The organism is Algoriphagus boseongensis (genome assembly GCF_004362805.1).
In the GTDB taxonomy this organism is placed as follows: Bacteria; Bacteroidota; Bacteroidia; order Cytophagales; family Cyclobacteriaceae; genus Algoriphagus; species Algoriphagus boseongensis.
The window spans coordinates 1,714,968-1,740,957 of record NZ_SNYF01000005.1; the positions used below are offsets into that span (position 1 = coordinate 1,714,968).

Here is a 25,990-nt window from a genome sequence, read left to right on the forward strand (position 1 = left end):
TATAATAGTTGATATTAAGCCTAATAAAAATGCTAAAAAAGTAATTGAAATTTCTAATAACCAACTAGAGTTATTTGAAATAGATTCTTGGTCTATAAAACAGTTCACCCCTCACCCCCTTCCACAATCCTAATCTCCTCCTCGGTCAGGCCATATAATTCATAGACCAATTGATCGATTTCTCGATCGATTCGATTGATCTCGGCTTGGAGGGTATTGGCTTTTTGTTTTTGTTCAGTAAAATAGGCCATCCATTCGGCTTCTTCGGCTAGGCTTAACTTTACCTTGGCCTTGCTTAACTCTCCCAAAAATCCCTTGAATTCCAAGTCAGGCCAGTTTTGGAGTTTTCCACTTGGCTTCTCTATTGAGAATTTTGATTTTAGAAGGTTTAAAAAATTTGATTCAACTCTTTGCTTTGACGCGGTAGCTTCGATTATTGATTTTGCAAGTCGCTCAAACTGATCCTCATTCTTTAATTCAGGAATCGGAATTTGTTCAAAGTATTGTGGCTTGACTTCAATATATCCCCCACTCCTTACTACACAAATAGATTTTAAAAACTCCCAAATCAATTTTGAATTTACAATACATAATAATGTGAGGTTTTCTGACGGTAGGATTACGGAAGGTGCGTTGATGTAATATCCTTTCGAATCAATTGAAAACTTTGGCTGTGATTGCAAATTTGGCCATGTAATTTTCGGGCTTTCAAATAGCCTATAATAATCCACAGAATCCTGAATCTCAAACCACTTATACGGCCCAGGTTTTCTTCCAATTACTTGATCTTCTGAATTCCTTGGAGTCAATCGCTCCTTAAATTGATTTAAATAATTTTCAATAGCTGGATATTGAGTTATATCTGTTCCTCTACGAGTGAATATTATATACTTATCAATTTCTTCTGAAACCCATTTACTTTGATCCTTTCCTTCAAAATATGGCTTGATCAGATCTTTTGAACTTATATGTAATATTTCTAATTCGTTTTTAATTTTTCCGTCAATAATGAATGCTTCATTATACCCTGTTTTTATTCCATAGAAACATTTACTAAACTTATCCCTAATGGTTTTATTCTTCTTTATTTTTTCAATGATTTCAAAAACGCTATTTGGATTAAAACTCCAACTCTCTGAAACAAGAGTGTCTTGATTTACCTTGGACTCTCCTAATAAATCAATATCAATCACAAAGCCTTGCAAATTCTTTGGCACTTTTTTAAATGCAAATTCACTTTTCTCTTTGATATTATTTTTTGCAATTAGTATAATAGGATAAGTTGTCGCTCCTTCAAAAATTTGAACTTCAGTAAAGTCCACATACTCCACAAAGACAGTATTGGTCTTTAGATATTCTCTTAATTTGATTGCAGCTTTTGTTTTATCAAATGTGTTTGAAATAAATCCAAATAAAGAATCTCTTTTTAAGATTTTGAAAGCCAATTCATAGAAGTATGCGAAAAGGTCTGAAGTGCCTTCAAATACTATATAATTCCGCTCCAAATATGGTTTGAGTTCACCAAATAATTCCTGCCTCACATACGGCGGATTCCCTACCACCACATCAAACCCTCCTTTAGCAAAGACTTGAGGGAATTCTTGTTCCCAGTTAAAGGCTAAGTCTCCGGCTACTTCAGGATCATCGATTAGGGAATTGCCTACCTTGATATTGGAGTTCAGACTGCTGAGTTTACGTCCTTTCTTGGCGGTGCGCAGCCAGAGGGAGAGGCGGGCGATCTCTACCGATTCCTCGTTGATATCGACCCCGAAGATGTTGTTTTCGAGGATATGGTTTTCCACGTTAGGAAGAATCAGGGGCGTGTCGAAGAGTTGGGCTTCCAGTTCGTCTACAAAGCGATGCTCGGAAATCAGAAATTCCAGCACTTGGTTTAGAAATGCCCCGGAACCACAAGCTGGATCACAGATGGTGAGTTGAAGGAGCCAGTTGCGGTAGGTGTCTAGCTTTTGCTTGAGTTCAGCCTTGCGTTTCTTTTCCGCTTGAGGGGTTTTGTAGCTGTGGTATTTGGAGAATTCCTCGTCCACGAGTTCGAGTTCGGCTTTCTTTTCGGTGCAGAGTCTTCCCAAGGTATTATCCACGATGTACTTGGTGATGTACTTGGGGGTATAGAAGACCCCGTCCCGCTTGCGCTTGGTCTTGGACTTGTCTACGGTTTCCCCGGCAAGTTGGGCACGGACATTTTCGATGTCGTTCAGACTGTGCTCGAAGATATGCCCCAGAATATTCGTATCTACTTCCGTGTCGAAGTCGTACTCAGTCAGCTTGCGTACATGTTTTTCCAGTACGCTATCGGAGATTTTCAGACCTTCCAGTATCGGATCGGTAGCGAAAAGTCCTCCGTTATACGCATGGATTTCGGCTTTTCCCGGCTGTACTCTTCCGGTATTCAGGTAGCCGAAGTATTTTTTGAATCGCTCGTAGATGGGGCGGTATTCGTCCAGTTCCCCAAGCTTTTTCCATTGATTGACAATCTCCATGATGGAGTTGGGAGGAAGCAGTCCTTTGTCCTCAGCGAAGAAAATAAAGAGAAAGCGGTCGAGTAGTTTTTGACTTTTCTTGTAGAGGATGAGTTCGTCTTGTTCGGGATTCTGGGCCACCAAATCCTGCCAGAGTTCCTGCTTGAAGGAGGAGTAATCCTTGTAGAGTTGCTTGGTGATTTGTTCCTCGGCCAGCAGGGATTCTTCCTTGATTTTTTTGGGAAGTCCTTGGAGAAGATTGTCTTTTTGCAGTAGCAGCCAGAGTAGCTTAAACTGTTCATTATCCATAGCCAGGATATTGAACTCCACAAAGTCCACTGCATTGTCGATGTAGAAGCGCAGCTTTTCAAAGTTGCTCGTAATCACATAGACGCAGTCGGGTTGGTTGTTTTTGTAATTGAAAGCCTGATCTCGGATTTTGTCCAGGTCTTTGGTATCGGTGCCTTTGAGCTCGATCACGGCGAGAGCTTTTCCATCCAGAAGGATCGCTCCGTCTGTCTTTTTGGAATCTTTGATATTCTTGAGTTCCGTGGTCAGATTGAAATCCGGTTCAGGATTGATGGTATAGCCTAAGATTTTGACAAACAATTCCCGAAGGAAACCTTCCTGAAACTGCTCTTCCTTGGCAGCGCGGATATTTTCCTTGATTCTGGGATTGTGGAAATAAGTCAGATAGGCAGCTAATGCTTCCTGAATGGGTTGGGATGCCTGAGCGGCAAGGTATTTTTTAAGAACTGAACTTTGGAATAGCGCCATCAAAAAACAAATCAAAAACTTATCCCTAAAGATATCAGTTTGCCGCAAAACGAAAAATGCTTGAAATAGGAAGGGCGGGAATTGTCAAAGACTTGGTCTCTTTTCTTTTCGTAGGGATCTCTACCTTTCCGAATACGCCCATCGCTCTGAGATTAAAAAGAAAACCCGAAGTTTCCTTCGGGCTTAATTGGCTTGGCGGTAAAATTCAAATTTCTTATTTATCCTCCTCTACCTGCACAATCTCATACATATTCTTTCCATCCACTTCCACAGGCATGTAGTAGGTATCTCCATATTTCACAAAGGTTTGGTCTCCTACTTTTACTTCCTCGGCTCCTTCAGGAAGGGCTGAAACTACCGAACCTGCCGGAGGTGGTACCACGGTGTAGGTTCCATCTTTTTGTTCATAGAAAGTACCCCCGTAGTAGTAATTATTGACCGTCGGACTCACTTCTACCACTTCAGATTCTTTTGGAATTACGGTCACATTTGCACCCTGTGGGGCTTCTACCACCACATAGCCATCCGTTTCTTTGACATAAAACACTCCTTCATCGTAGTGGTAATCCTGATTATCCACCGAAACCACAATTGCAGTAACTGCAAGGGTCGCTACGAAAAAGCCCCATGGATGCCATACTGGCCCCCAATAAAAGGGAACAAATGGATGGTAGTAATAGGGTCTATACCAATAAAAGCCAAACCCACCCCACATATATGGAGGTCTTGGATAGGGTCGATAAGGAGGTCTGTAGGCTACATTTCTATTGTTTCTTACGACAGTATTTCGACTGTTGTTGATATTGACATTAACATCTCCTCTGCTTTTGTCGACATTCACCCGATTGTTTGATCCTCTATCACCGGTATTGATGTTATTGGTACGATTACCAGAATTATTGCCTTTAAAAGAACCAACCTTACTTTCTGGCCTTGATGGTCTAGTGACTCGATTAGATCCACCATTGACAGATTCTCTGTTGGTAGGTCTAGTGGTAGGTCTTGCCTGACTTGTAGTCGGTCTGGATTGAGCAGGACGGCTGCTGGGTCTAGCTTGGGCAGGACGGGTACTTGGTCTGGCTTGAGTGGGTCTGGAAGTAGTGGGTCTGGACATGGCTGGCCTGCTGGCTCTTCCTCCCCCTCTTCCCGCAAATCGCTGGGCTAGGCTATCTTCAGCAATCGAAAAAACCATCAGAAAGACTAAGCCGATGGCAAGAGAAAATTTAGTATTCAAGGTTTTCATGATCTTCAATCTTTTTTAGTCCAAATAATTTGACGGGAATTCGGTGGGGGCATAAACTCAAAAATTGACTCCGGATAGCTTTGATTGATTTGCCAATCCTCAAATGTGACTTCCAATTGACGGGCATAAGGATCCCCCATATAGGTAATCACAACCCGCTTGGGTCTCATAATTAAATCCTGAGAAACCCAAATCTGAAATGTCATGGTATCATTGGCTCCTCCTATATGGAAGTACTTTTCCCCCTGAACTTCGGTCTTTCCCAAAAACTCAATGTAATCCATATTTTCCATCAGATTGGCTGTAAAATCAGGATAAAGGAAATCAGCTACCACCAATTCTATCCCAAATTCATCGCTGATCTGATCCAGCATTTCCAAAGTAGAAGCAGGTGCATCTGCTGCTGCATAGGTGTTGTCAGCTAGGGAATAATAGACCATTTGCTTCCCATCATACAGGTAAAACTGATCTTTTCCGTTATGGGAAACCTTTGCCAATAGGCGGTCTGGGCCCTGGAAAATGTATTCTCCGGATTTAAAATCCTTGATTAAATAATCGTTGCTGAAGGCTACATCCTGGGAGGTATGAGTTTTAAACTTCAGGGATTTCAATTCCCCGATGGTCTGACTCATCTTATCCAAAATTGCCAGGGCTGTGGAGTCGTGATAGGTTTCTTGGGCTTCGGCAAAGAAAAAGCTCAAAAAAGCTAAGGTGAAAAGCAATAGTTTTTTCATAAAGGGAGGTTTTAGTAAAAATCGAAAAACACTTGGAGATCAAGCCAAAAATTCTGGTTCAACCTGCATTAATTTACCAAATGTTGACAAATGAAAAAAAATGCAAGGTTTTATTTGGCTTTTGGCTTTTGCAAACCACTGCCCAATATTTTTCAAAACCACATAGGAACATCAGGTTTGTAGATAAGGATAAAAGGAATTAAGGGTTCAAAAAAATATCGAATATCCAACACCGAATATTGATTATCGAATTAAGATCATCGGACATCCAACATCCCCACAACGGTCATCAGGCATCCAACATCCAACTTCCTAACCTCCCAACTTCCAAACCACATAGGAACATAGAGAATCGCACAAGGAAAAACTGAAATTGAATACCGACTATCCATTATCCGTTATCAAACTTCTAGCAATTAGTAAAAGATTGCTTCAGGGCATTTAAATTTCAACATTAAGAAAAAGTGTGAAACTGCCCTTCGCAATGACGTAACATCGGGCATCCGACATCCTACTTCCTAACCTCCATACCTCCTTACTCCCATACTTCCCTACTCCCCAACATCCTACTGCAAACTGCCCACTGCCCACTGCATACTGCTTATCCCAACTCCCTATCCAACTCCTCCAGAGATTTTCCTTTGGTTTCAGGAAGAAGCTTCCAAAGAACGAAGAACCCAAACCCGCAAATCAGTCCATAAAGCCAGAAGTTATTGGCCCAGCCCAGGTTTTCTTTGATCACCGGGAAAAAATAAGTCAGCGTAAAATTCCCCACCCAATGAGCTAAAGCTCCAATTGAAATAGCCGCTCCACGAACACGCGTTGGGAAGATTTCTGACAGCAAGACCCAAAGCAAAGGTGCCAGAGAAATGGAATAAAACATCACATTGGCCAAAACCAAAACCACCACTATTCCTCCACCCAAGTCTGCATAAAAAGAATAGCCAATTCCTGCATAGAGCAAGGTCATCGCCGCCAGACAAATCATCAAAATGGTCTTCCTTCCATATTTATCTACAGTCGCCAAGGTCACAAAAACTGAAGCCACCATCACCCCACCAATGACCACAATATTGAGCATCATCTGCTTTAGGTTATAGCCGGCAGCCTGAAAGATATCGGCAGCATAATAGATCACCACATTGATCCCGCTCCATTGCTGAAGAAAGGCCAAAAAGATCCCCAAAGCCAAAAGCTTCAGGATTTTCGGATGAAATAGCGCCTTTAAGTTTACTTGGGATTCATCACCTTTTTTCAAAGTAGACTGAGTTTCTTTCAGAGAAAAAGTGGCATAGCTCTCTCCTCCAATTTTTGTCAAGACCATTCTGGCTTTCTCTAGTTGCCCGTTTTTGATTAGCCATCGGGTACTTTCTGGCACAAAAAACATCAGTACAAAAAATAAAGCAGCAGGTAAAAGTTCAGCACCAAACATCCATCTCCAACCTACCTGCCCGTTCCAGCTTTGAGCAATCTGGGCGAAAGTAGCCTCGTCTCCTATTTCGGTATCCAGCAGAGAGATTTGCCAATTTGCCAGTTGGGCAAGGAGAACTCCGAACATGATCAAGAGCTGGTTGATGGTCACCATGCGTCCTCTTTTTTCGGCAGGGGACATTTCAGAAATGTAAAGTGGAGATAGGTTGAGCGCCACGCCCATGGCTATTCCACCCAGGATTCTATAGAAATTAAAGCTCCAAAAACTCTCCGCCAGTGCGGTACCAATAGCCGATACCGAAAAGAGAAAACCCGCTGCAATCAACAGCCGCTTTCTTCCCAAGGCATCGCTTAAAAAAATACATAGCCCAGCCCCTATCATACATCCGACCAAGGCAGAACTAGTCCCCCAACCTTGATCTGCTGCACTGGTAATTCCAAAGTAAGGTTCGTAAAAAGGCTTGGCCCCACCGATCACGACCCAATCATAGCCAAATAAAAAGCCTCCCAGAGCAGCGGTAAGAGAGATCAGCCAGAGATAGGTTTGGTTATAGGAGTAGGAAGTGGACATAGGTCTTGGGTTCAATGGTGAAGCAAAAAATACCGGAAATTTTTAGACCAGCAATCCTGCTTGTTCGGAAAAATGGCCTGGGCATTTTTCCTGAGGCAATTTAAATTTCAAAATCGCCAAAAGATTAATCTAAAGACTTTGTTTTTTCAGTTTGATCCTCCTGAAATCGCTCTGCTTGTCGGTGTTAATTTCAATCAATGACTTCCAATTGGAATTAAAGCCCTTAGCAGGGGTCAAACCTTTTTAAATTCCCGGACCGGTCATCGGTCGACCTACTTCCCGACCTCCCTACTTCCTTACTTCCCAACTACCATCCTTCTTCTCGCTTCCGCATGACAAAACATGTCTATTTGCCAAAATCAGACAAATGTTAACACCTACAAATGTTATTATACCATTAAAAAATTGGACTGGGTCTCAATTTTTCCAACTTTGTTTTCTAAATTTTAGAATCGAAAAAAATTTTTAATTCAAAAAAAATGAAAAGAAAACTTCTTTTACTCTCCCTTCTCTCGCTGGGCATCAGCGTTTTTGGATATGCCCAACAAAAGAAGCCGAACATCCTCGTCATCTGGGGAGATGACATCGGCACTTGGAACATCAGCCACAATAACCGGGGCATGATGGGTTACATGACCCCTAACATTGACAGAATTGCCAAAGAGGGTGTTTCTTTTACTGATTACTATGGCCAACAGAGTTGTACTGCTGGTCGTGCTGCCTTCCTTGGCGGAAATGTTCCTGTGAGAACTGGTATGACTAAAGTGGGTCTTCCAGGTGCTGCAGAAGGGTGGCAAAAGACAGATATCACCATTGCTGGTGTAATGAAAAGTTTGGGCTATAACACTGGACAATTTGGTAAAAACCACCAAGGGGATCGGGATGAGCACTTGCCTACCATGCATGGATTTGATGAGTTTTTCGGAAATCTCTACCACTTAAATGCCGAGGAAGAGCCTGAGCAAGCTGATTATCCAACCGGATTGATTTTGAAAGACGGAACCAAATTCGAAGATCGCTTTGGTCCTAGAGGAGTAATCCACAGCTGGGCTGATGGAAAAGGTGGACAAAAAATCGAAGATACCGGTGCTTTGACCAAAAAGCGTATGGAAACCATCGATGACGAAAGTATGGCAGCCGCTAAGGAATTTATCAAAAAGCAAGTTGCGGATGGAAAGCCATTTTTTACATGGTGGAATGCAACCAGAATGCACTTCAGAACTCACGTAAAAGAGGAGCATAGAGGTATTTCTGGACAGGACGAATACAGTGATGGCATGGTAGAGCATGACATGCATGTGGGTGAGCTTTTAGCTCTTTTGGATGAATTGGGAATTGCTGACAATACCATCGTATTCTATTCTACTGACAACGGTCCTCACTACAACACTTGGCCTGATGCCGGAACTACTCCTTTCCATGGAGAGAAAAACTCCAGCTGGGAAGGTGCTTACAGAGTGCCTGCCTTCGTAAGATGGCCTGGTAAAATCCCTGCAGGAGTAACTCTTAATGGTATTGTGGCTCATGAAGACTGGTTGCCAACATTTGCAGCAGCAGGTGGAGATCCTGACATCAAGTCCAAAATCATGAAAGGATACACTGCTGGAGGCAAAACTTATAAAAATTACATTGATGGGGTAAATCAATTGGATTACCTAACAGGAAAAGTTAAAGAATCACCAAGAGAAGGTTTTGTTTACGTGACGGATGGTGGAAGTATTTCTGCCATTAGATATAACGATTGGAAGGTAATGTTCCAGGAAAATAGAGCAGACCAACTCCAAATTTGGTTAGAGCCTTTTGTTGAATTAAGAGCCCCTTACCTATTTAACTTAAGAAGAGATCCATTTGAAAAAGCTTTGAAAGGTTCCAACACCTATTATGACTGGTACATCGATCGTGCATTTATTATCATGGCAATTCAAGGCTATGCCTTTAATTTCCTTTCGACTTTCAAAGATTATCCACCTAGCCAAACCGCTGGGGATTGGAGTTTGACAAAGGTTGAACAGCAAATCGAAAACATGGTCAAAGGCCAAAATCAATAAAATTCACTTAAATTAAGAGCTATGTCAATCCTTGGCATAGCTCTTTTCTTTTTTATGAAAGCATCATACCAACACTCGTATTTCTTCGCTGCTTTTTTGTTAATCCTCCTAGCTTGCGAACCCCCTTCAAAGGAGCCAGTAACATCCACACCTGAGGAAAAACCATCCCTTCCCTCCTGGCAGGAAGGAAGCTCAAAAAGTTCTATTTTGGACTTTGTCGCAAAGACAACTGATCCACAAAATCCAGATTTTATTCCTGAGGCAGAGCGGATCGCAGTTTTTGACAATGATGGCACGCTTTGGGGAGAGCAGCCCTTCTATTACCAATTGGCTTATGCCATAGATTATGTAAAAAAAGAAGGACCAAATCATCCGGAATGGGGAAAATCTCCAGTGCTTAAAAGTGCTATGGAAGGCGATCTTAAGGGAATTCTTTCCAAAGGAGAGCATGGTATCATTGAGGTAGTAATGGCTTCTCACTCAGGAATGACGGAAGATCAGTTCAAATCCAATGTCAAAGAATGGCTAAATTCCAGCAAGCATCCTGAAACTGGAAGACCCTACAACCAAATGATTTATCAACCCATGCTTGAACTTCTGGAGTATTTGAGAGCCAATGGATACAAGACTTTTATCGTTTCCGGTGGTGGAATTGACTTTTTGAGAGTATGGGCTGAAGAAGCCTATGGAATACCTCCTTATCAAGTGATGGGCTCATCGATCAAAGCCAAATACGAGGAAGTAGATGGGGAAATGCAAATAGTAAAAATCCCGGAATTAAACTTTATCGATGACAAAGCCGGTAAACCTGTAGGAATCCATCAGCAAATCGGAATGAAACCAGTCATCGCTGTAGGTAATTCTGATGGGGATTTTGAGATGATCCAATATGCCACCGAAGCAGGAGGTCCTAGATTAGGAATCTATATCCACCACACCGATTCGGTTCGGGAATATGCTTATGACAGTCTTTCTTCCATTGGAAATCTGAAAAGAGGGCTTATCGAAGCACCGACCAGAGGATGGGTGGTGGTAGATATGGCAAAAGATTGGTCCACCATTTATCCCAATTAAGAAATGAAATCTGTTTTCCTAGGCTTTTTAGTAACTTTTTTGGTGGTAAGCTTTGCCTTTGGACAAGAAAAAGAAACAGAATCTGAGGAGGAGTTTAGTCCTGCAATACGAGTAGCAATAATCACAGGAAATTCCCATGTACCAAATGCATTCGAAGGAAACAAAAAGGTGTCCATTATTCCCTATTGGGGATTTGATGTCGATTACTTTGTTCACCCCAGATGGTCATTTGCCCTCCAAGGAGATTTGAAATTGCAAAGTTTCGAGGTGGAACATAAAGGGGTTCTTTTGGAAAGAAGCTATCCTTTTTCTTTAGCGGCTGTAGCTCATTATCATTTCAAAAGACACTGGTCCGTTTACCTCGGTCCAGGCTGGGAATTTGAAAAAAACGAAAGTCTTTTCCTCTGGAAATTGGGCACTGAGTATAGCTTTGAAATCACTGAAAAGTTTGAGATTGCACTCAATCTTTCTTACGAAAACAAACAGGAAATCTATGATTCTTGGAATTTCGGGATTGCTTTCAACAAAAGAATCTGGAGAAAAAGTAACTAGACAAAAAAGTAACCGCTCCATTCAACATGATTTTAGGTGCCCAATACCAATTGGATAAAAATTGGATGCTTCGAACTGAAATGGGAGTATTTGGTAGAAGAAGTCAATTTCTTCTGAACTTGAACTACAGATTCCCAGGATTTAAATCCTCAAAAAAATAAAACCCCATCTCCATGAAAATCAAAATCATCCTTCTCATTCTTGTTTTTGGACTGGGGATGACCTTTCCCCTAGTGGGAAATAGTCAGGTCCTCATGAGTCTTATTTTTGGTGACAAACTGAATTCAGAGGACAATCTTTTTGGAATCCACCTCAATGAAAGTCTAAATACCATTTCAAATTTCGAACCGTCTCAATCCACTTCTTCCTTCAATTTGGGCTTATTTTTTAGCAAGCGAATGAATGATAAATGGATGCTAAACCTGGAGATGCTTGCCAAATATCGACGCGGGGCTAATGAAATTCCAGCATATAGCCTCGGAGATGAGAACTTAGATCAGCTCTTTCAAAACACCTCAGTAACTCGGGAAATAAATTACTTGTCTCTTCCTCTTTCAGCCAGATACTTTCTTGGGGAGCGATTTTTCTTGGAAGCCGGCCCACAAATATCTTTGAGAACTGGTGCTAAAGATATTTTTGAATCCAGTGAGGATAAGGATATTCTCTCCTACAAAAAAGATATCAGAGATCAGGTAAATCGATGGGATTTTGGCTATTTGACCGGAATAGGATTTATGATCGGCAAGGATCAGGTGAATACCCTTGGAATTCGCCATCATGAAAGCTGGTCAGATGTGCTCATCGAGGAGCCGGGGAAACAGACGAATAGTCAATGGGCGCTTTTTGTAAACCTGCCAATTGGAAGGGGTAAAATGAAATCGGCTGAAAAAGAATAACAAAGCGAAAAATCTAAGTCCTTTTTTTCTTGTTTGTTCCTTCCAAATAAATCCTAATTTCAAGTCTTAATTTCAAAGTCTCCAATGGAGTTTGTATTAGGATTGAAGGACCTAATTTATTTGGGTTCAATATTTATAGGATTTCTCACCAGTGCTGTTCTTATATTTTATGCCCAAAAAAGACAAAAATCCAATATCCTGATTGGATTCTCTTTTTTGGCAATCTCCTATGGAATAATTCTGGCATTTCTAATCAGTTCTGGATACCATGTCTTTATTCCTCAGTTATATAGGACAGGTAATATTGCAGGCCTTTTGTTTGCTCCGCTCTCCTACCTTTATATCCGAAATACTGCCAAAAAGCAAAAATTAGCTTGGACAGATTTCATCCACTTCCTTCCTGCAATAATATATACTATTGATTTTTTTCCGATCCTTTTCCTGACTTCTGTCGAAGAAAAAGCCCGGCTAATCCAATCTGAAATAGCTGACCCCAGTGTTTTTGTTTATTTCAATCAAAGTCGATTCTTTCCCCCAAACTTTTATACCCTAGGAAGAACCATCTTGATTGGAGTGTATTGGCTGTTTTCCTTCAGAATACTTCAACAATATTCCAAAAGCCAAAAGGAGTCAGGTTCCACATTTGGTAAAGAATGGACCCTCTGGATGAAAATTTATATTTCCTGTCATATTTTACTTTTTTTACCATTTTTCATCCTATATCAAATTGCGGATTCCCAACTTTATTTTGAATTAATTCATTTTACCGGCGCTTTGGTGATTTTAACAAATTCAATTACGATTCTTTTCTTTCCAAAAGTTCTTTATGGGTTAAGTGATAGTCCGATTGAGTATGGTGGAAATCAAAAAAGCCAAAAAGATGAAAATCCCGAACCAATTCCAGAGGAAAAAGCACAATTCATTCAGCAGCAACTGGAATTAGTATTGGATCAAAATCAAAAGTTCCTTGAAAAAGGATATTCAATTAACGATTTGGCAAATGACTCCAGTGTTCCCTCCTATTTACTGACTCAATACTTAAATAGAAACCTAGACATCTCATTTTCAGATTTGATCAATAAAAAGAGGATTGAAGCCTGCTGTGCTAAAATCAGTTCAGGAGAATTTGGACACTTGACTTTGGAAGCCTTGGCTGAGGATTGCGGATTTAATAACCGAAATTCATTCATTGCCTCCTTTAAAAAATTCAAGGGATGTACTCCTTCACAATTTTCGAAAGAGCAGCAGGTAAAGTAAGTTCTCCCCTTATTTTTTGCTCCAATTCCTCAAATCTTGATGAGTTAGGACTAGGATTTAACCTGATTTTAACTGTTAAATTGACTACCTTGAGTTAAAATAATTCTACCTTTCTATACGATTCTGTAATCCATTGACCTATGAAAAAGATCTATCTCATCGGCTTATTCTGTTTAATTTCATTTATCTCCAATTCTCAGGAAGTTCGCCTGAATACCTATGCAGGCTATGTTTTTGATGACCGCGTGGATAGCTATTACTCCTCAACCAGTTATTATGAAGGAACTATCAAAGGTGGATTCCAATGGGGAGCCGGCTTGGAATACAAGCTTCCAAATGGTAAGGGAATAGAACTTCAATATCTACGTCAGGATACTCAAGCTCCGATGGTCTACCAAGATGGTGGAATCTTGGGAGGGCAAATCCAAAGAACCACTTTTGATTTGGCTAATAACTATATCTTGGTTAACGGAAACAATTACTTCCAGGTAAACGATAAAGTTGAACCTTATTTTGGTGCTGGTATAGGAATGATTATTTCCAGTGTAGAAAATCCAGATAGTGGGAATTCTCAAAACTTCACCAAGTTTGCTTGGGGAATCAGAGGAGGCTCTAATTTTTGGTTGGCAGAAAATGTTGGGATTAAAATCCAGGCTTCCTTAATGTCCGCTGTGCAAGGTGCTGGAGGCGGATTCTATTTTGGTACTGGAGGAATTGGTACAGGCGTTTCCACCTATTCTTCAATTTATCAGTTTGGCTTCCAAGGTGGATTGGTATTTAAATTCCCTCAAAACTGAGATTAATTCGAAGCTGGGACTAAATCATAAAATTGAGGGATTTGGTACTAATCTAATTCTTAGCAATAGTAGAAATTGAGATTATCCTTTGGCTAGGTGATTTTATCTTTCGTCCTTACCAAATATAATCCTGTCAAAATCCACCTATGAAATCAATTTTACCCTTTGTTATCAGCTTTTTTTTGGCATCTGTGGCAATAGCTCAGGTAGACACAAGCACCTATACTCCCAATAAAATTTACAATTTCAGCTTTGTGCCTCTCCCGGCCGTGGCTTCCAATCCTGCCAATGGTTGGATGTTTGGTTTAGCGCCTTCTGCTTCTTGGTATATGGGCAATCCGGCCAATACCAAAATGTCCAATTTGGTAGGAAACCTTCTTTATACAACCAAGAAACAGTGGATATTAAGCTCGAGACACAATATTTACCTTTCCGAAAACAAGACCATTTTGATGGGTGATTGGAGGTACTTCATCACCTCACAGCCTACTTTCGGCCTGGGGAGCTCTGCTCCAAATGAACCAGAGCAGAATCCAAACCAACCTCTTTCCTATTGGGGCGAGCAGCAAATGAATTTTAACCTCTTTAGGTTTCATGAAGCTTTTTTGAAAAAAGTAGGAGATTCTCCTTTTTACCTTGGCCTTGGATACCATTTAGACATTCATAGTAAAGTGGAAAATTTCTATGAGGATGGAATTGACCCTTTACTTCAATTTTCACATGACGCCTATAACATCTCCAAAGGATTTGATACTGAAAAATACACCTTGTCTGGTGTTACCCTAAATTTTGTAATGGAAAACCGGGATGTGGCAGTATCTCCCTATGAGAAAAACTTTGCCTGGATTCAATACAAAATCAATCCAGAATTTCTGGGTTCAGACCAAAGTTCAAGTACCCTCCTTTTGGATTACAGGCATTACTTTAACCTTGATAAGCAAAGAAAACGAAACCTGATTGCTGTCTGGGGAATGGGTAATTTTCTGGTTTCCGGAAATCTTCCTTATATGAATTTACCTTCTATCGGTTGGGATATGTTTGGTCGTGGCGGAAGAGGATATGCTCAGGGAAGATTTAGAGGAGAAAACATGGTCTATGGAGAAGCTGAATGGAGATTCCCTCTTCAAAAAGAGAAGGACACTTTTGGAGGAACGATTTTCGTGAATGGCGCGACTTTTAGCGGAGCAAAAAGAAAGGACTTTATAGGAGTTCCAAATACCTATGAAAAGCTTTTTGATAAAATCAATCCTGGTTATGGCTTAGGTCTTCGGGTGATGATTAACAAAGAAAAGAGAACAACTATCACTGCGGATTATGCCTTTGGGCAAAAAGGAAACTCTGGATTTTACCTAAATATTAATGAGTCGTTTTAGAATTAACCCTTGAAAAACTTTAAATTATATCGAAAATTTTATCCCAAAAACTCCAATCAAACCCATGAAAAAGATTCTATTTATTGCTCTCGGTCTATTTTTTAGTACGAGCAGCCTGCTTTGCGCACAGTCCCTCGAAGATGAGGTAAAAATGATCCAAGAAGCCTTTGGTCAAGACAAAAAATTAATCGTTCAGGAAGTTTTAAAGCTGTCCGATGCAAAGGCTGTAGCCTTTTGGCCGGTTTATGAAATGTATGAAACAGAGCGTAGAACCCTAGCCAGAGAAAGATTCATGATCATTGACGATTACATGAAGAGATATTCGACAATTGGCGAAATGGAGGCCGATAATCTGGCTACTAGAACGCTCAAAAATGATGAGGCCCTTGCTAAACTTCATTCGAAATACTACAAGAAGTTTAAAAAAGCAGTTTCGGCTTTAGATGCTGCTAAATTCCTTCAATTGGATACTTACATTCATAACACCATCCGAAATGCGATTCAGCAAGAATTGCCATTTATCGATGAGTACAAATAAAAAATCTATCAACTATCTCTATTATGAAAAAGATTACAAACCTATTCATTCTCTCCCTTGGAATGATCCTGTTTGCTTGCTCCCCGAGCACAAAGATTCTAGGATCTTGGGCTAGTCCAGAAAAACAAGCAGGCGGATATAATGACATTATGATTTTGGGTATTTCTGAAAGCGTAATTGGACGTCAAACTTTTGAAGATCAGGTCCAAAATGTTTTGACTCAGGATGGAATTAAGGCTTCTAACTCCTCCAGTATTATTCCTCCAGGAACTCGTCCGTCTGAGTCTGAAAAGGAGAAATTCGCGCAACAATTAAGAGCAAAAGGACATGATGCAATTCTTACCGTTGCACTTTTGGATCAAACTAATGAAACAAGATATGTTCCTGGAACCACAGCATATGCCCCTATGGGCTATGGAGGGTACTATAGATCTTATTGGGGATACTACAATTACTATAGTCCTTTGATGTATGATCCAGGATATTACACTACTGACAAGAATTATTACCTAGAGGCTAACCTATACGATGTAAACACAGAGCAGTTAGTATGGTCTTCCCAGTCTGAAACTACCAACCCTGCTAATTTGGAAGCGTTTGCAAGAGCATTTGCCATGGTAATTTCTGATCAAATGATTAAGGATGGAATTATTATAAAGAAGAAATAAGCAGTAGCCAATAAAAGAAAAAGCCCTTGGAATTCATCCAAGGGCTTTTTTTATGCTGCATTCCGGGTTGCATTTATAATACCAAACATGGCCCTGAGAATGAGTTTATCCAAAACCTCTGATGATCCTCCTGAATCCAAGATTGTCTGAATTGCATATTGCTGAATGGTGATCAAGGGAAGAACTATTTTTTCCCGGATTTCAATGGATTTTTTGGTAACCGGACTGTCCTCCAGTAATTCACTCATACTGGATATTTCCTTTATTTTCTCCACAGATCTGTTGAACTCCTCGAATAAAATCTCCCAAAACTCTCCGTATTCCTTGTTTTTCTTCAGGTAAGCTGTAGCAGGATAATAACACTTATTAAGTGACTGCATGGAATTACTGAGCAAGGTGCGGAAGAACAAACTCTCTTGATACAAGTCTTGAATATCCTTGATTTTCCCTTTTGCTTCCAATTCTTCAATTGCAGCACCTACTCCGAAAAACCCGGGGATGTTCTGCTTCATTTGAGCCCATGATCCTACAAAAGGAATCGCGCGCAAATCCTCAAACTTCAATCCGGCACCCTTCCCTCTTTTCAAAGGTCTGCTTCCGATATTGGTCATTCCGAAATACTTTAATGGAGCCACATGCTCCAAATAAGGGACAAACTTGGGATGATTCTTAAGCTTTTTATAAGCCTCATAGCCCGAATCTGCCAATTCCTGAATGAGTTTTCTTTGTTCTTTATTCAGATTTTTTTCGGCATCAGGATAGAGGTGATTTTCCAAACCAGCACTGAGCAGCTGCTCCAAATTGTAGGTACAGGAGACTTGCTTTCCATAATTAGAAGAAATAGTCTGACCCTGAATGGTCACTTGGATTTCTGAGTTTTCCACTTTCTGCCCAAGGGAAGCATAGAAATTATGCAAATTTCCTCCTCCACGTGCAACCGGACCTCCACGACCATCGAAAAAAACCACCTTGATTCCATGCTTTCTGGAGATTTCGGATAGCTCCTCCTTGGCCACTAGAATTGACCAGTTCGCCTTAAGATATCCTCCGTCTTTTGTTCCGTCAGAAAATCCCAGCATGATATTTTGCTTCATCCCTCTAGATTTCAAATGAGCGGCATATTCCGGCAACTTGTACAATTTGTCCATGATTTTCGGGGCCATGGCCAAATCGTCGATGGTCTCAAAAAGCGGAACAATATCCAAAGGAAGATTATCCGCCTTAGCACCCAAAGTCAATCTTGCCAATTGGAAAACTTCCAAAACATGCAATGCTGATTGGGAATTTGAAATGATGTAGCGATGCAAGCCATCTTCCCCATTTTGGGCTTGAATGGTCCTTACTGTCGCCAAAGACTGAAGCATTTCTTTATGAAAAGGCTCCTGGAAATCATCCAAGGCAGGAATTCCTCGGGTCTTCATGACTTTGGAAATTAACTCATCCTCAGTGCCAGTAAATTCTTTTCCTTGAATAGAAAAAATCTCCTCCCAAAGTGCGTCATGCTTTCTGCTATCCTGACGAAGGTCCATATGTGCAAAATGGAACCCAAAAATTCGGACTTTCAGGATAAACTGATCCAAGAGATCCAAAAACAAACCTTCATGTTCATTTACCAAAACTTCTCTCGCTTCTAACAGGATGGCTAAAAGATCTTCCTTGGATTCATAGACATTCTTGTTTTCAAAAAGGGTGAAATAGATTCCCCGCTCCGCCTTGGTGATCAGTTCCTCCACATGCTTGAAAGTCAAGCGCTTTTTGAGCTTTCTTAGGTCTCTGTAGTAGCAGCGCATCAGCCATTTTTTCAATCGATCTGCTACCTGCACCGTAATATCATGAGTCACAAATGGATTTCCGTCTCGGTCTCCTCCTGGCCAAAAACCAACTTTGAGAATCCCCGGATTTTCCCAAGTATGAATAGGCTCTCCAAGTCCTTTTAAAAGTCGGACAATGATATCCGGGATGCTATGATAAAAAACATTCTCCAAATACCAGATCAAACTGACCGCCTCATCGAATGGGGTTGGTTTTTCCCGATTGATAAAGCCTGTTTTCCCTAATTGCTGAAGAAGTAGGTTGATGTTTTCCAAATCATCAGTTCGGATCGCCTGCTCCAGATCCGTGATAATTCCCAATACATTTCCAGGATAGAACTGAGTTGGGTGTGCTGTGAGCGTAAGCCTAACCGAAAAAGTCTTCAACTTCTCGATCAATTCCTTCTTTTTCTTGTCTGTCTCTACCCTACTGATCAAAGCCTTGACCGATCCCTTTCCGTTTATGTCATTGATTTTATCATAGGCCGCGTCCTCAATAGAATCAAAAAGCACCACCTGACGCTCGACATATTGGATCATCTGAAATAAGAAATCATTTTTTCTTTGCTCAGATTCATTGGGCATCATTTCCTCGAAGAAGCCCTGAATGATTTCCACAGGAGATTTTCCCTCTTGGTAGCCTTTTTCACAGGCTTTTCCCAAAAAGGGCAAAAGCGTTCCTGTAACATAGATGTCATCAAAAGGCAGGTCTAAAAATAAACTGTTGTAAATCGTAAATCGCTTGGCGACTTGCGTGTCATAAATTTGCTGCATTAGGGTCTTTTTAATAGATCACAGCAAATTAACAATTTTTGCTTTTTTATTTTATAGAATTAGATATTCTCTAAACAAAAAGGTAATTAATTTCCTTTTTTATACTTTTTTGAAATGATCTTTAAATAAAACATAAAATAATAGTCTCGATTATTTTTTTACTTTCAAGTTATGAAATTCAATCCCTACCTCGGTCTTTTCTCAACTGCAATAGCTTTGACGGCTTCCTGTTCTTCGCCCAATTCTACTGAATCAACCGTACCCCCTGTGGAAAATCTCTCTTATGAATTCTTAGTCGGAACCTACACCGATTCAATCAATCAAGGAATAAACCATCTCTACTTTTCTCCTTCGGAAAATTTGATGACCGTGGAGACCATTGCTGCCGGAGTGGCCAATCCTTCTTTTGTGATCGCGACTAAAGACGGAAAAAGAGTATATTCTCTTGAGGAAGAGGCCGGAATACAGGGAGGAAACGTATTGAGTTTTTCCAGAAATCCAGAAGATGGCTCATTGACTTTATTGGATCAGGATGAATCTAAAGGTGATCATCCTTGCCATATTTCCATTTCTCCAAACGAGGATTTTATCATTTTGGGAAATTATACGGGGGGAAGCCTTTCCATTTTTAAGGTTGGGCCAGAAGGCCAGTTGGACTTCGTGCAACTATTTCAACATACCGGAAAAAGCATCAATCCCGATCGACAGGAAAAACCACATGTTCATTCCACCACCTTTGATCCGGAAGGTAAAAGAGTCTTGGTAGCGGATTTGGGAACTGATAAAATCTATGTCTACGACTTCAATCCTGAAAATTCAGAACCCCTGAGCTTATCCTATGAATTTCCAGTAACACCCGGTGATGGCCCAAGACATTTGGCTTTTTCGGCAGATGGAAAAGAGGTTTTGGTAGTCGAAGAAATGGCTGCTTCCATGGATGTATTTTCTTATGAAGAAGGAAAACTTACTCCAAAGCAAAGGTTGAGTCTTTTGGATGAAGGTTTTACTGGAAATGTGGGCGCAGCTGAAATCAGAATTTCACCCGATGGAAAACATGTTTATGTTTCCAACAGAGGCGATGCCAATACCATTTCTGTCTTTGGGAAAAATCAAAATGGTGAATACGAAAGGATCCAAAATATCTCTTCAGGGGGATTAATGCCTCGGAATTTCAACCTGACCGGAGATGGAAAATATTTGCTGGCAGCTCATCAGGCCAGCAATGATATTGTGATTTTCGAAAGAGATTCAGAAACCGGAAAACTTACCCAGACTCTTTGGAAAGCCACGATACATAAACCGGTGTACCTTTTCCGATTGTCCAATTAGGCTGGATTTTCCCAAGGTTTAGCTGCGTTGTAGTGAATCTTTCCAGATTTGATTTCAAGGGGCGAATCGAGGTTATTATGGTATAATTTCCCTGTTCCCAATCCCTGAGGAATCTGAGTATTGAAGGAGGAAGCCAATTGAGATATTGCATTCAAGCCGATATTACTCTCCAAGGCAGAGGTCATCCACCAACCGATATTTCTCTCCTCAGCCAATCTGATCCACTCCTTGGTCTCTAAAAACCCTCCCAGAAGCGTGGGCTTAAGAATGATATGTTGGGGTTGGATGGTGTCCAAAAGTTCAGATTTCTTCTGAACCCCTATCAGTTCCTCATCCAAGGCAATTGGCAAAGGTGTTTTTTTGCATAGCTCATGCATCGCTTTCCAATCTCCGGCAGGAATGGGTTGCTCGATACTATGAATATCCAGTTGAGCCAATCTGCTCAATTTTTCCATCACATTTTCTGGAGAAAAAGCCCCATTTGCATCTACCCTGAGGACGATTTGCTTTTTGGAATACCGCTCCCGGATATAGCCCAAAAGCTCGAGTTCCTGCTCAAAGTCTATCGCACCAATTTTCATTTTGATGCAGTCAAAGCCCTCGTTTAATTTTTGATCAATCTGCTCCAGCATAAAGCTTCTGTCCCCCATCCAAATCAGTCCATTGATCGGAATTGGCTGGTTTTTGTCAAAAAATGGATTGGAGAAAAAGCGCTTTTTTCCTCCATTAAAATAATCTAAAAGTGCCATTTCCACTCCAAATCGTAGAGAGGGTAAATCAAAGGAAACAAGACTTTTCACTTTTTCTAAAAGAGAATTTTCTTCCATTTCCCAGGATTCCTGAGAGAGTTTCGCTAAGGATTGTGCTAGTATTTCCTCAAAGTCTTCTCGGTAATCTGGACTAAGTTTAACCAAAGGCGCAGCTTCTCCCCAACCTATCACTTCTGGATTTTTTGGATCCTGCACTTTTATCCAATACACATCCCGAGTTTTCAAAACTCCACGGGAGGTCCCTGCATCAAATCTGAATTGAAGTGTACGTTTAATGAAAGAAAACTGAAGCTTAACCGACTCCGACATGGTTCAAATCAATTTTTGGGTAATTCTAGATGCCTATATTTGCACCCAAATCAGCCAATCCGATGGAAATTCCTCAGATCGACCTAAAGAATTACGAATATACACTCCCAGACGAACGCATCGCGAAGTTTCCTCTTGAAAAGCGGGACCATTCCCAGCTTTTGCAATATCTCAAAGGAGAGATTCGCCATTATCACTTTTACGACTTACCGGATCTGCTTCCCACGGATACGCTTTTGGTCTACAATGACACCAAAGTCATTCCTGCCCGCCTTATTTTTCAACGAGAGACAGGAGCTAAAATTGAGATTTTCTTATTGGCTCCGGTGGCTCCTACCACAGTAATTCCAGAAATCATGCTGGCCAAACATCCAGTGACCTGGGAAACGATGATCGGAAATGCGAAAAAGTGGAAGGATGGAGAAATTCTCCAAGGTCGAATCCAAATGGGAGCTAAAGAAGTTGTTCTTCAAGCAAAATTGGTCGATCGGGAGTCCAAGCAGGTTGAATTTTCTTGGAATGATCCAGAAATTGCTTTTGTGGATTTGGTAGAAGCGAGCGGAGAAATTCCACTTCCTCCCTACCTAAACCGAAAAGCCGAAGCCTCTGACAAAGATCGATACCAGACAGTTTATTCTAAAAAAGAAGGAGCTGTAGCGGCTCCCACAGCTGGGCTTCATTTTACTGAGGAGGTTTTTGAAAGACTGAGAAAAAAAGGAGTCAGGGAAGCGCAAGTGACACTTCATGTAAGTGCGGGGACTTTCCAGCCAATTAAAGTGGATAATGTTTTGGAACACCCCATGCACAGTGAGCAGATCCAAGTGAATCGGGAGACTTTAGAAATTCTGCTTTCCAATTCTGGGAAAACCGTTGCTGTTGGGACTACTTCTGTTCGAACCTTAGAAAGTTTGTTTTGGTACGGAGTAAAGCTGATCGAGGGAAAAGGCGAGGATTTCTTTGTTCCAAAGCTATTTGCCTACGAAAAAAGAGAGCGAATCCCATCCAGAGCTGAAGCTATGCAGGCAATTTTAGATTTAATGGAAAGACAGCAGGTGGAAACTATTCTCGGTCAAACTGAAATTTTTATTTTCCCCGGGTACTCTTACCAAATGATTGAAGGGTTGATTACCAACTTCCATCAGCCGGGTTCTACCTTAGTTTTATTGATTGCCACCATTCTTGGTGAGGACTGGAAAAAGGTTTACCAAGAAGCCTTGGACAATGACTATCGATTCCTGAGTTATGGAGACAGCAGTTTGCTTTGGCTTTAGGGTATAGAAAAGCTATAAAAAACTGAATCCTTTGCCCACTCTTTCGTTAATTATGGGTATAAATCTTTTTAAAATGAAATCAAGCCGTTTTTTACTTCCCCTGATTTTAATTTTTCTGATTTCCTGTAACAAGGAAAAACCAGAATCTGGAAAGGCTTTGGTCACAGTTGAGGGCATTGATTTATCTGCGCCCTCAACTGGAGGTGCAAGAATCCTGGCCGATGAGGTTTGGGAACATCCACTTCCTCCAAATTTCTTCTTGGTATTTTCGTCCAAGGAATCGGGACAATCCTACCCTATCCAATTCAGCTCTGATTTTGGCAATTCTTCAAGCAGTTTTGAATTGCCCTTTGGAATATATTCCTATGAGTCCAGTCCAATTCAGGAGCAAGCCTCTACCACCCTTCCCATTCAATTTGGTGGAAATCTTACCGTGAATTCAAGCCAAGTGAAAACAAGGCTTTCTGGTGTTTCAGACTTTCAACTCCTAAGTTTTCAGAAAAATAATCTTGGAGGAATTCCTAAGACCATACTTCCTCAAACCCTTCCTCTAGGCTCTAAAGGGAATTATTATTTCGTCTATGCAAAGAGTCAATCTCCCGTCACCGTAGAAATCCCTCTAAGCAATGGGAAATCATTTCGATGGGGATGGGATGCCCAGGCATTTTCTCACAGAGGATTTTATTTTCAAAGAGAAACTGGAGATCCTCCGCCTGCCCTAATTTCCGACCCTTATTTCACTTATCTCAATCAAGTCATCACCCTAAAAAACAATGGTTTTCCGGAGCAATTGAATCCATACCGAGTTCGGACCTTAGCTGAGGGACTGAAAGAAACATCCGGGCTCCAGTGGATCGTCAATAGACTTTTTTCAATTAACGATGGAGGAAATTTTGCTGAAATTCAGGAAATCAACCCTGATACGGGATTAATACTTCGAACTATCCAGGTGAGTAATGCTCCCAATGTAGATTGGGAAGACCTAGCTGCCGGTCCAGACTTCCTTTATATTGGAGATTTTGGAAATAATGGAGGAACGAGAAAGGATCTTAAAATTCTCCGAATTCCAATCCAGTCAGTTTTGAACCAAACTCAGGTTCAGGCCGAAGTGATCAACTTTATTTACCAAGATCCAAGTGGTGCTGCCAATGCGGATCTTCCCTATGATTGTGAAGCCATGGTGTTCTTGGGAGGTAAGATTTACCTTTTCACCAAAGAAACCAGTACCAATGAGTCCGGGATTTTTGCCATTGATGATATTCCCGGAAATCGGATCGCTCAGCGAATTGGAGTTTTTGAAGCAACAGGTAAATTAACAGGCGCTGACCTTAGTCCTGATGGAAAAAGTTTGGTCTTTATTGGCTATGAAACCACTGGATTCAACTCCAGATCATTCATTCTGGCCTACCCCAATACCCTTCCTGCAGCCATTCCTTCATCTTCCACAGCTTATTCCTTCTATTTAGGAAGTGTTTCCCAAACCAGTCAAACGGAGGGCATTGCTCTATTTTCTTCTGAGAAAATAAAAATCTCGGGAGAACAAATCAGCGTAGGTGGGCTGACTGTTCCCCCGAGATTGATGGAAATCGATTTGAAAGGAATTCTTGATTAAGCCTTTCTCATTTTTTTATAGGCATTGATAAGTCCATTGGTGGAAGAATCATGGGAGTTTACTTCCTCTTCTCCAGCCAATTCAGGCAAAATGCCATTGGCCAAAACTTTCCCCAATTCAACTCCCCATTGGTCGAAGCTGTAAATATTCCAGATCACGCCTTGCACGAAAATTTTATGTTCGTACATGGCAATCAACTGGCCTAAGGTGTAGGGCGTAATCTTCTTCACCAAAATGGAATTGGTTGGTCGATTCCCTTCAAAAACCCGGTGAGGAGCGATTTTATCGATTTCTTCTACAGATTTGCCCGCCTTATTCATTTCAGCTTTTACCTGCTCCAAAGACTTTCCATTCATTAAAGCTTCAGTCTGAGCAAAGAAATTAGAAAGCAATTTCTGATGGTGGTCTCCGATTGGATTGTGGGAAATTGCAGGAGCAATAAAATCGCATGGGATCAAATGTGTGCCCTGATGGATCAACTGATAAAAAGCATGCTGTCCGTTCGTTCCTGGCTCACCCCAAATGACAGGCCCGGTGGTGTAGTTTACCTTTTCCCCATTTCTGGTCACATATTTTCCATTGCTTTCCATATTTCCTTGCTGGAAATAGGCTGCAAAGCGATGCAAATATTGATCATAAGGTAGGATAGCCTCGGTAGTCGCTCCCAGAAAATTCGTATTCCAAATACCAATTAAGGCCAGCAGAACTGGGATGTTCCTATTGAATTGGGAATGGCGAAAATGCTCATCCATGGAGTGGGCTCCAGCCAAAAGCTTTTCAAAATTGGAAAAGCCAATTGCACAAGCGATGGAAAGTCCGATCGCAGACCACAAAGAATATCGGCCTCCAACCCAATCCCAAAACTCAAACATATTTTGGGTGTCAATTCCGAATGCCTCTACAGCTTTTGCATTGGTAGAAAGAGCCACGAAATGCTTAGCAACAGCTTTCTCATCTTTCGCATTTTCTAAAAACCAATTCCTTGCCGTATGGGCATTGGTCATGGTTTCTTGGGTGGTAAAAGTTTTGGAAGCGATGAAAAATAAGGTTGTTTCAGGATCCACCTTTTTCAAGGTTTCTGCGATATGGGTTCCATCTACATTGGAAACAAAAAATACGTCCAAATTTGGATTCTGATAAGGCTTTAAAGCCTCAGTGACCATCACAGGACCCAAATCGGAACCACCAATACCGATATTGATCAAGGATTTGATAGGCTTTCCTGTATAGCCAAGCCACTTGCCTTCATTAATTTGATCAGCAAAAGACTTCATTTTTGCCAAAACTGCCGTCACTTCCGGCATCACATCTTCTCCGTCCAAATAGACGGATTGCTTGGAAGGATTTCTCAAAGCCGTGTGAAGAACTGCCCTGTTTTCTGTGCCATTGATATGCTTGCCGGTAAACATGGCTTCAATAGCTGAATGAAGCTTGGTTTCCTCAGCCAAATCCCGAAGTGCATGAAGGATCTCGTCATTGACCCGGTTTTTGGAAAAATCGACTAAAATATCCTCGAGCTCCAGCGAATATCTCTCGAATCGCTCTCTTTCTTTAAAAAGGTCTTTTATTTCTAGGTGGTTGTATTTCTCAGCCAAAGTACCCAGCCTTTGCCAGGCTTGGGTTTGAGAAGGGTTAATAGAATTCATTAGTGAAGGTTTGTATTAGGTTCGGGCAAAAA

19 protein-coding genes are annotated in these 25,990 nt (G+C 41.1%); 12 read left to right on the forward strand and 7 right to left on the reverse strand.

What is annotated here, in order from left to right; translation table 11 throughout:
• Positions 1-104 precede the first annotated feature (104 nt).
• The 4 genes from DFQ04_RS07415 to DFQ04_RS07430 form a co-directional block, all read right to left on the reverse strand.
• A complete protein-coding gene (locus DFQ04_RS07415; RefSeq protein ID WP_133554195.1) occupies positions 105-3,254 on the reverse strand; it encodes an Eco57I restriction-modification methylase domain-containing protein in 3,150 nt (1,049 codons plus the stop codon).
• A 214-nt stretch (positions 3,255-3,468) separates the two neighbouring features.
• A complete protein-coding gene (locus DFQ04_RS07420) occupies positions 3,469-4,497 on the reverse strand; it encodes a DUF6515 family protein (protein WP_133554197.1) in 1,029 nt (342 codons plus the stop codon).
• A gap of 5 nt (positions 4,498-4,502) precedes the next feature.
• Positions 4,503-5,231: a DUF2092 domain-containing protein gene (locus DFQ04_RS07425; RefSeq protein ID WP_133554200.1), complete on the reverse strand. Its 729-nt coding sequence runs from the start codon at positions 5,229-5,231 to the stop codon at positions 4,503-4,505.
• A 601-nt stretch (positions 5,232-5,832) separates the two neighbouring features.
• Positions 5,833-7,233 (reverse strand): sugar porter family MFS transporter, encoded by a 1,401-nt coding sequence (locus DFQ04_RS07430; RefSeq protein ID WP_133554202.1) that lies wholly within the window; start codon positions 7,231-7,233, stop codon positions 5,833-5,835.
• A 479-nt stretch (positions 7,234-7,712) separates the two neighbouring features.
• Between DFQ04_RS07430 and DFQ04_RS07435 the strand changes: the two genes are divergently transcribed.
• The 9 genes from DFQ04_RS07435 (at position 7,713) to DFQ04_RS07475 (ending at position 16,436) form a co-directional block, all read left to right on the forward strand.
• Positions 7,713-9,281 (forward strand): arylsulfatase, encoded by a 1,569-nt coding sequence (locus DFQ04_RS07435; RefSeq protein WP_133554204.1) that lies wholly within the window; start codon positions 7,713-7,715, stop codon positions 9,279-9,281.
• A gap of 54 nt (positions 9,282-9,335) precedes the next feature.
• Positions 9,336-10,355: an HAD family hydrolase gene (locus tag DFQ04_RS07440; protein WP_133554206.1), complete on the forward strand. Its 1,020-nt coding sequence runs from the start codon at positions 9,336-9,338 to the stop codon at positions 10,353-10,355.
• A 3-nt stretch (positions 10,356-10,358) separates the two neighbouring features.
• Entirely contained in the window at positions 10,359-10,907 is a 549-nt protein-coding gene (locus DFQ04_RS07445) for a hypothetical protein (RefSeq protein ID WP_133554208.1), read from the forward strand.
• Between the two features lie 173 nt (positions 10,908-11,080).
• Entirely contained in the window at positions 11,081-11,803 is a 723-nt protein-coding gene (locus DFQ04_RS07450) for a porin family protein (protein WP_133554210.1), read from the forward strand.
• Positions 11,804-11,887: 84 nt separating this feature from the next.
• The gene (locus DFQ04_RS07455; protein WP_133554212.1) at positions 11,888-13,060 is read left to right on the forward strand and encodes a helix-turn-helix domain-containing protein; all 1,173 of its coding nucleotides are present in this window, start codon (positions 11,888-11,890) and stop codon (positions 13,058-13,060) included.
• A gap of 140 nt (positions 13,061-13,200) precedes the next feature.
• The gene (locus DFQ04_RS07460; RefSeq protein WP_133554214.1) at positions 13,201-13,857 is read left to right on the forward strand and encodes an outer membrane beta-barrel protein; all 657 of its coding nucleotides are present in this window, start codon (positions 13,201-13,203) and stop codon (positions 13,855-13,857) included.
• Positions 13,858-14,003: 146 nt separating this feature from the next.
• Entirely contained in the window at positions 14,004-15,230 is a 1,227-nt protein-coding gene (locus tag DFQ04_RS07465; RefSeq protein ID WP_133554216.1) for a BamA/TamA family outer membrane protein, read from the forward strand.
• Positions 15,231-15,294: 64 nt separating this feature from the next.
• A complete protein-coding gene (locus tag DFQ04_RS07470) occupies positions 15,295-15,768 on the forward strand; it encodes a hypothetical protein (protein WP_133554218.1) in 474 nt (157 codons plus the stop codon).
• Between the two features lie 23 nt (positions 15,769-15,791).
• Entirely contained in the window at positions 15,792-16,436 is a 645-nt protein-coding gene (locus tag DFQ04_RS07475; RefSeq protein WP_133554220.1) for a hypothetical protein, read from the forward strand.
• Between the two features lie 50 nt (positions 16,437-16,486).
• Here the strand turns inward: DFQ04_RS07475 and DFQ04_RS07480 are convergent, their stop codons facing one another.
• The gene (locus DFQ04_RS07480) at positions 16,487-19,021 is read right to left on the reverse strand and encodes a phosphoenolpyruvate carboxylase (RefSeq protein WP_133554222.1); all 2,535 of its coding nucleotides are present in this window, start codon (positions 19,019-19,021) and stop codon (positions 16,487-16,489) included.
• A 171-nt stretch (positions 19,022-19,192) separates the two neighbouring features.
• Here DFQ04_RS07480 and DFQ04_RS07485 point away from each other — a divergent pair, with 171 nt between their 5' ends.
• Entirely contained in the window at positions 19,193-20,350 is a 1,158-nt protein-coding gene (locus tag DFQ04_RS07485) for a lactonase family protein (RefSeq protein WP_133554224.1), read from the forward strand.
• Here the strand turns inward: DFQ04_RS07485 and DFQ04_RS07490 are convergent.
• The gene (locus tag DFQ04_RS07490) at positions 20,347-21,429 is read right to left on the reverse strand and encodes an o-succinylbenzoate synthase (RefSeq protein ID WP_133554226.1); all 1,083 of its coding nucleotides are present in this window, start codon (positions 21,427-21,429) and stop codon (positions 20,347-20,349) included. The two genes, DFQ04_RS07485 and DFQ04_RS07490, sit on opposite strands and share 4 nt — an antisense overlap.
• A gap of 29 nt (positions 21,430-21,458) precedes the next feature.
• Here DFQ04_RS07490 and DFQ04_RS07495 point away from each other — a divergent pair, with 29 nt between their 5' ends.
• Together DFQ04_RS07495 and DFQ04_RS07500 are read left to right on the forward strand one after the other, a co-directional pair.
• The gene (locus DFQ04_RS07495; RefSeq protein WP_243739646.1) at positions 21,459-22,700 is read left to right on the forward strand and encodes an S-adenosylmethionine:tRNA ribosyltransferase-isomerase; all 1,242 of its coding nucleotides are present in this window, start codon (positions 21,459-21,461) and stop codon (positions 22,698-22,700) included.
• A 73-nt stretch (positions 22,701-22,773) separates the two neighbouring features.
• Complete coding sequence (locus DFQ04_RS07500) at positions 22,774-24,312, forward strand: hypothetical protein (protein ID WP_133554228.1); 1,539 nt, start codon at positions 22,774-22,776, stop codon at positions 24,310-24,312.
• Here the strand turns inward: DFQ04_RS07500 and pgi are convergent.
• On the reverse strand, positions 24,309-25,958 hold the full coding sequence (pgi, locus tag DFQ04_RS07505; RefSeq protein WP_133554230.1) for a glucose-6-phosphate isomerase: 1,650 nt from the start codon (positions 25,956-25,958) through the stop codon (positions 24,309-24,311). The two genes, DFQ04_RS07500 and pgi, sit on opposite strands and share 4 nt — an antisense overlap.
• Positions 25,959-25,990 lie beyond the last annotated feature (32 nt).

What these genes read in the sequence shown, in the direction of transcription:
- DFQ04_RS07450 (WP_133554210.1), top strand. Translation starts at nt 11,081, where the DNA reads ATGAAAATCAAAATCATCCTTCTCATTCTTGTTTTTGGACTGGGGATG.
- DFQ04_RS07495 (WP_243739646.1), top strand. Translation starts at nt 21,459, where the DNA reads ATGCCTATATTTGCACCCAAATCAGCCAATCCGATGGAAATTCCTCAG.
- DFQ04_RS07475 (WP_133554220.1), top strand. Translation starts at nt 15,792, where the DNA reads ATGAAAAAGATTACAAACCTATTCATTCTCTCCCTTGGAATGATCCTG.
- DFQ04_RS07465 (WP_133554216.1), top strand. Translation starts at nt 14,004, where the DNA reads ATGAAATCAATTTTACCCTTTGTTATCAGCTTTTTTTTGGCATCTGTG.
- pgi (WP_133554230.1), bottom strand. Translation starts at nt 25,958, where the DNA reads ATGAATTCTATTAACCCTTCTCAAACCCAAGCCTGGCAAAGGCTGGGT.
- DFQ04_RS07455 (WP_133554212.1), top strand. Translation starts at nt 11,888, where the DNA reads ATGGAGTTTGTATTAGGATTGAAGGACCTAATTTATTTGGGTTCAATA.
- DFQ04_RS07470 (WP_133554218.1), top strand. Translation starts at nt 15,295, where the DNA reads ATGAAAAAGATTCTATTTATTGCTCTCGGTCTATTTTTTAGTACGAGC.
- DFQ04_RS07440 (WP_133554206.1), top strand. Translation starts at nt 9,336, where the DNA reads ATGAAAGCATCATACCAACACTCGTATTTCTTCGCTGCTTTTTTGTTA.
- DFQ04_RS07480 (WP_133554222.1), bottom strand. Translation starts at nt 19,021, where the DNA reads ATGCAGCAAATTTATGACACGCAAGTCGCCAAGCGATTTACGATTTAC.
- DFQ04_RS07490 (WP_133554226.1), bottom strand. Translation starts at nt 21,429, where the DNA reads ATGTCGGAGTCGGTTAAGCTTCAGTTTTCTTTCATTAAACGTACACTT.
- DFQ04_RS07485 (WP_133554224.1), top strand. Translation starts at nt 19,193, where the DNA reads ATGAAATTCAATCCCTACCTCGGTCTTTTCTCAACTGCAATAGCTTTG.
- DFQ04_RS07500 (WP_133554228.1), top strand. Translation starts at nt 22,774, where the DNA reads ATGAAATCAAGCCGTTTTTTACTTCCCCTGATTTTAATTTTTCTGATT.
- DFQ04_RS07420 (WP_133554197.1), bottom strand. Translation starts at nt 4,497, where the DNA reads ATGAAAACCTTGAATACTAAATTTTCTCTTGCCATCGGCTTAGTCTTT.
- DFQ04_RS07435 (WP_133554204.1), top strand. Translation starts at nt 7,713, where the DNA reads ATGAAAAGAAAACTTCTTTTACTCTCCCTTCTCTCGCTGGGCATCAGC.
- DFQ04_RS07415 (WP_133554195.1), bottom strand. Translation starts at nt 3,254, where the DNA reads ATGGCGCTATTCCAAAGTTCAGTTCTTAAAAAATACCTTGCCGCTCAG.
- DFQ04_RS07430 (WP_133554202.1), bottom strand. Translation starts at nt 7,233, where the DNA reads ATGTCCACTTCCTACTCCTATAACCAAACCTATCTCTGGCTGATCTCT.
- DFQ04_RS07445 (WP_133554208.1), top strand. Translation starts at nt 10,359, where the DNA reads ATGAAATCTGTTTTCCTAGGCTTTTTAGTAACTTTTTTGGTGGTAAGC.
- DFQ04_RS07425 (WP_133554200.1), bottom strand. Translation starts at nt 5,231, where the DNA reads ATGAAAAAACTATTGCTTTTCACCTTAGCTTTTTTGAGCTTTTTCTTT.
- DFQ04_RS07460 (WP_133554214.1), top strand. Translation starts at nt 13,201, where the DNA reads ATGAAAAAGATCTATCTCATCGGCTTATTCTGTTTAATTTCATTTATC.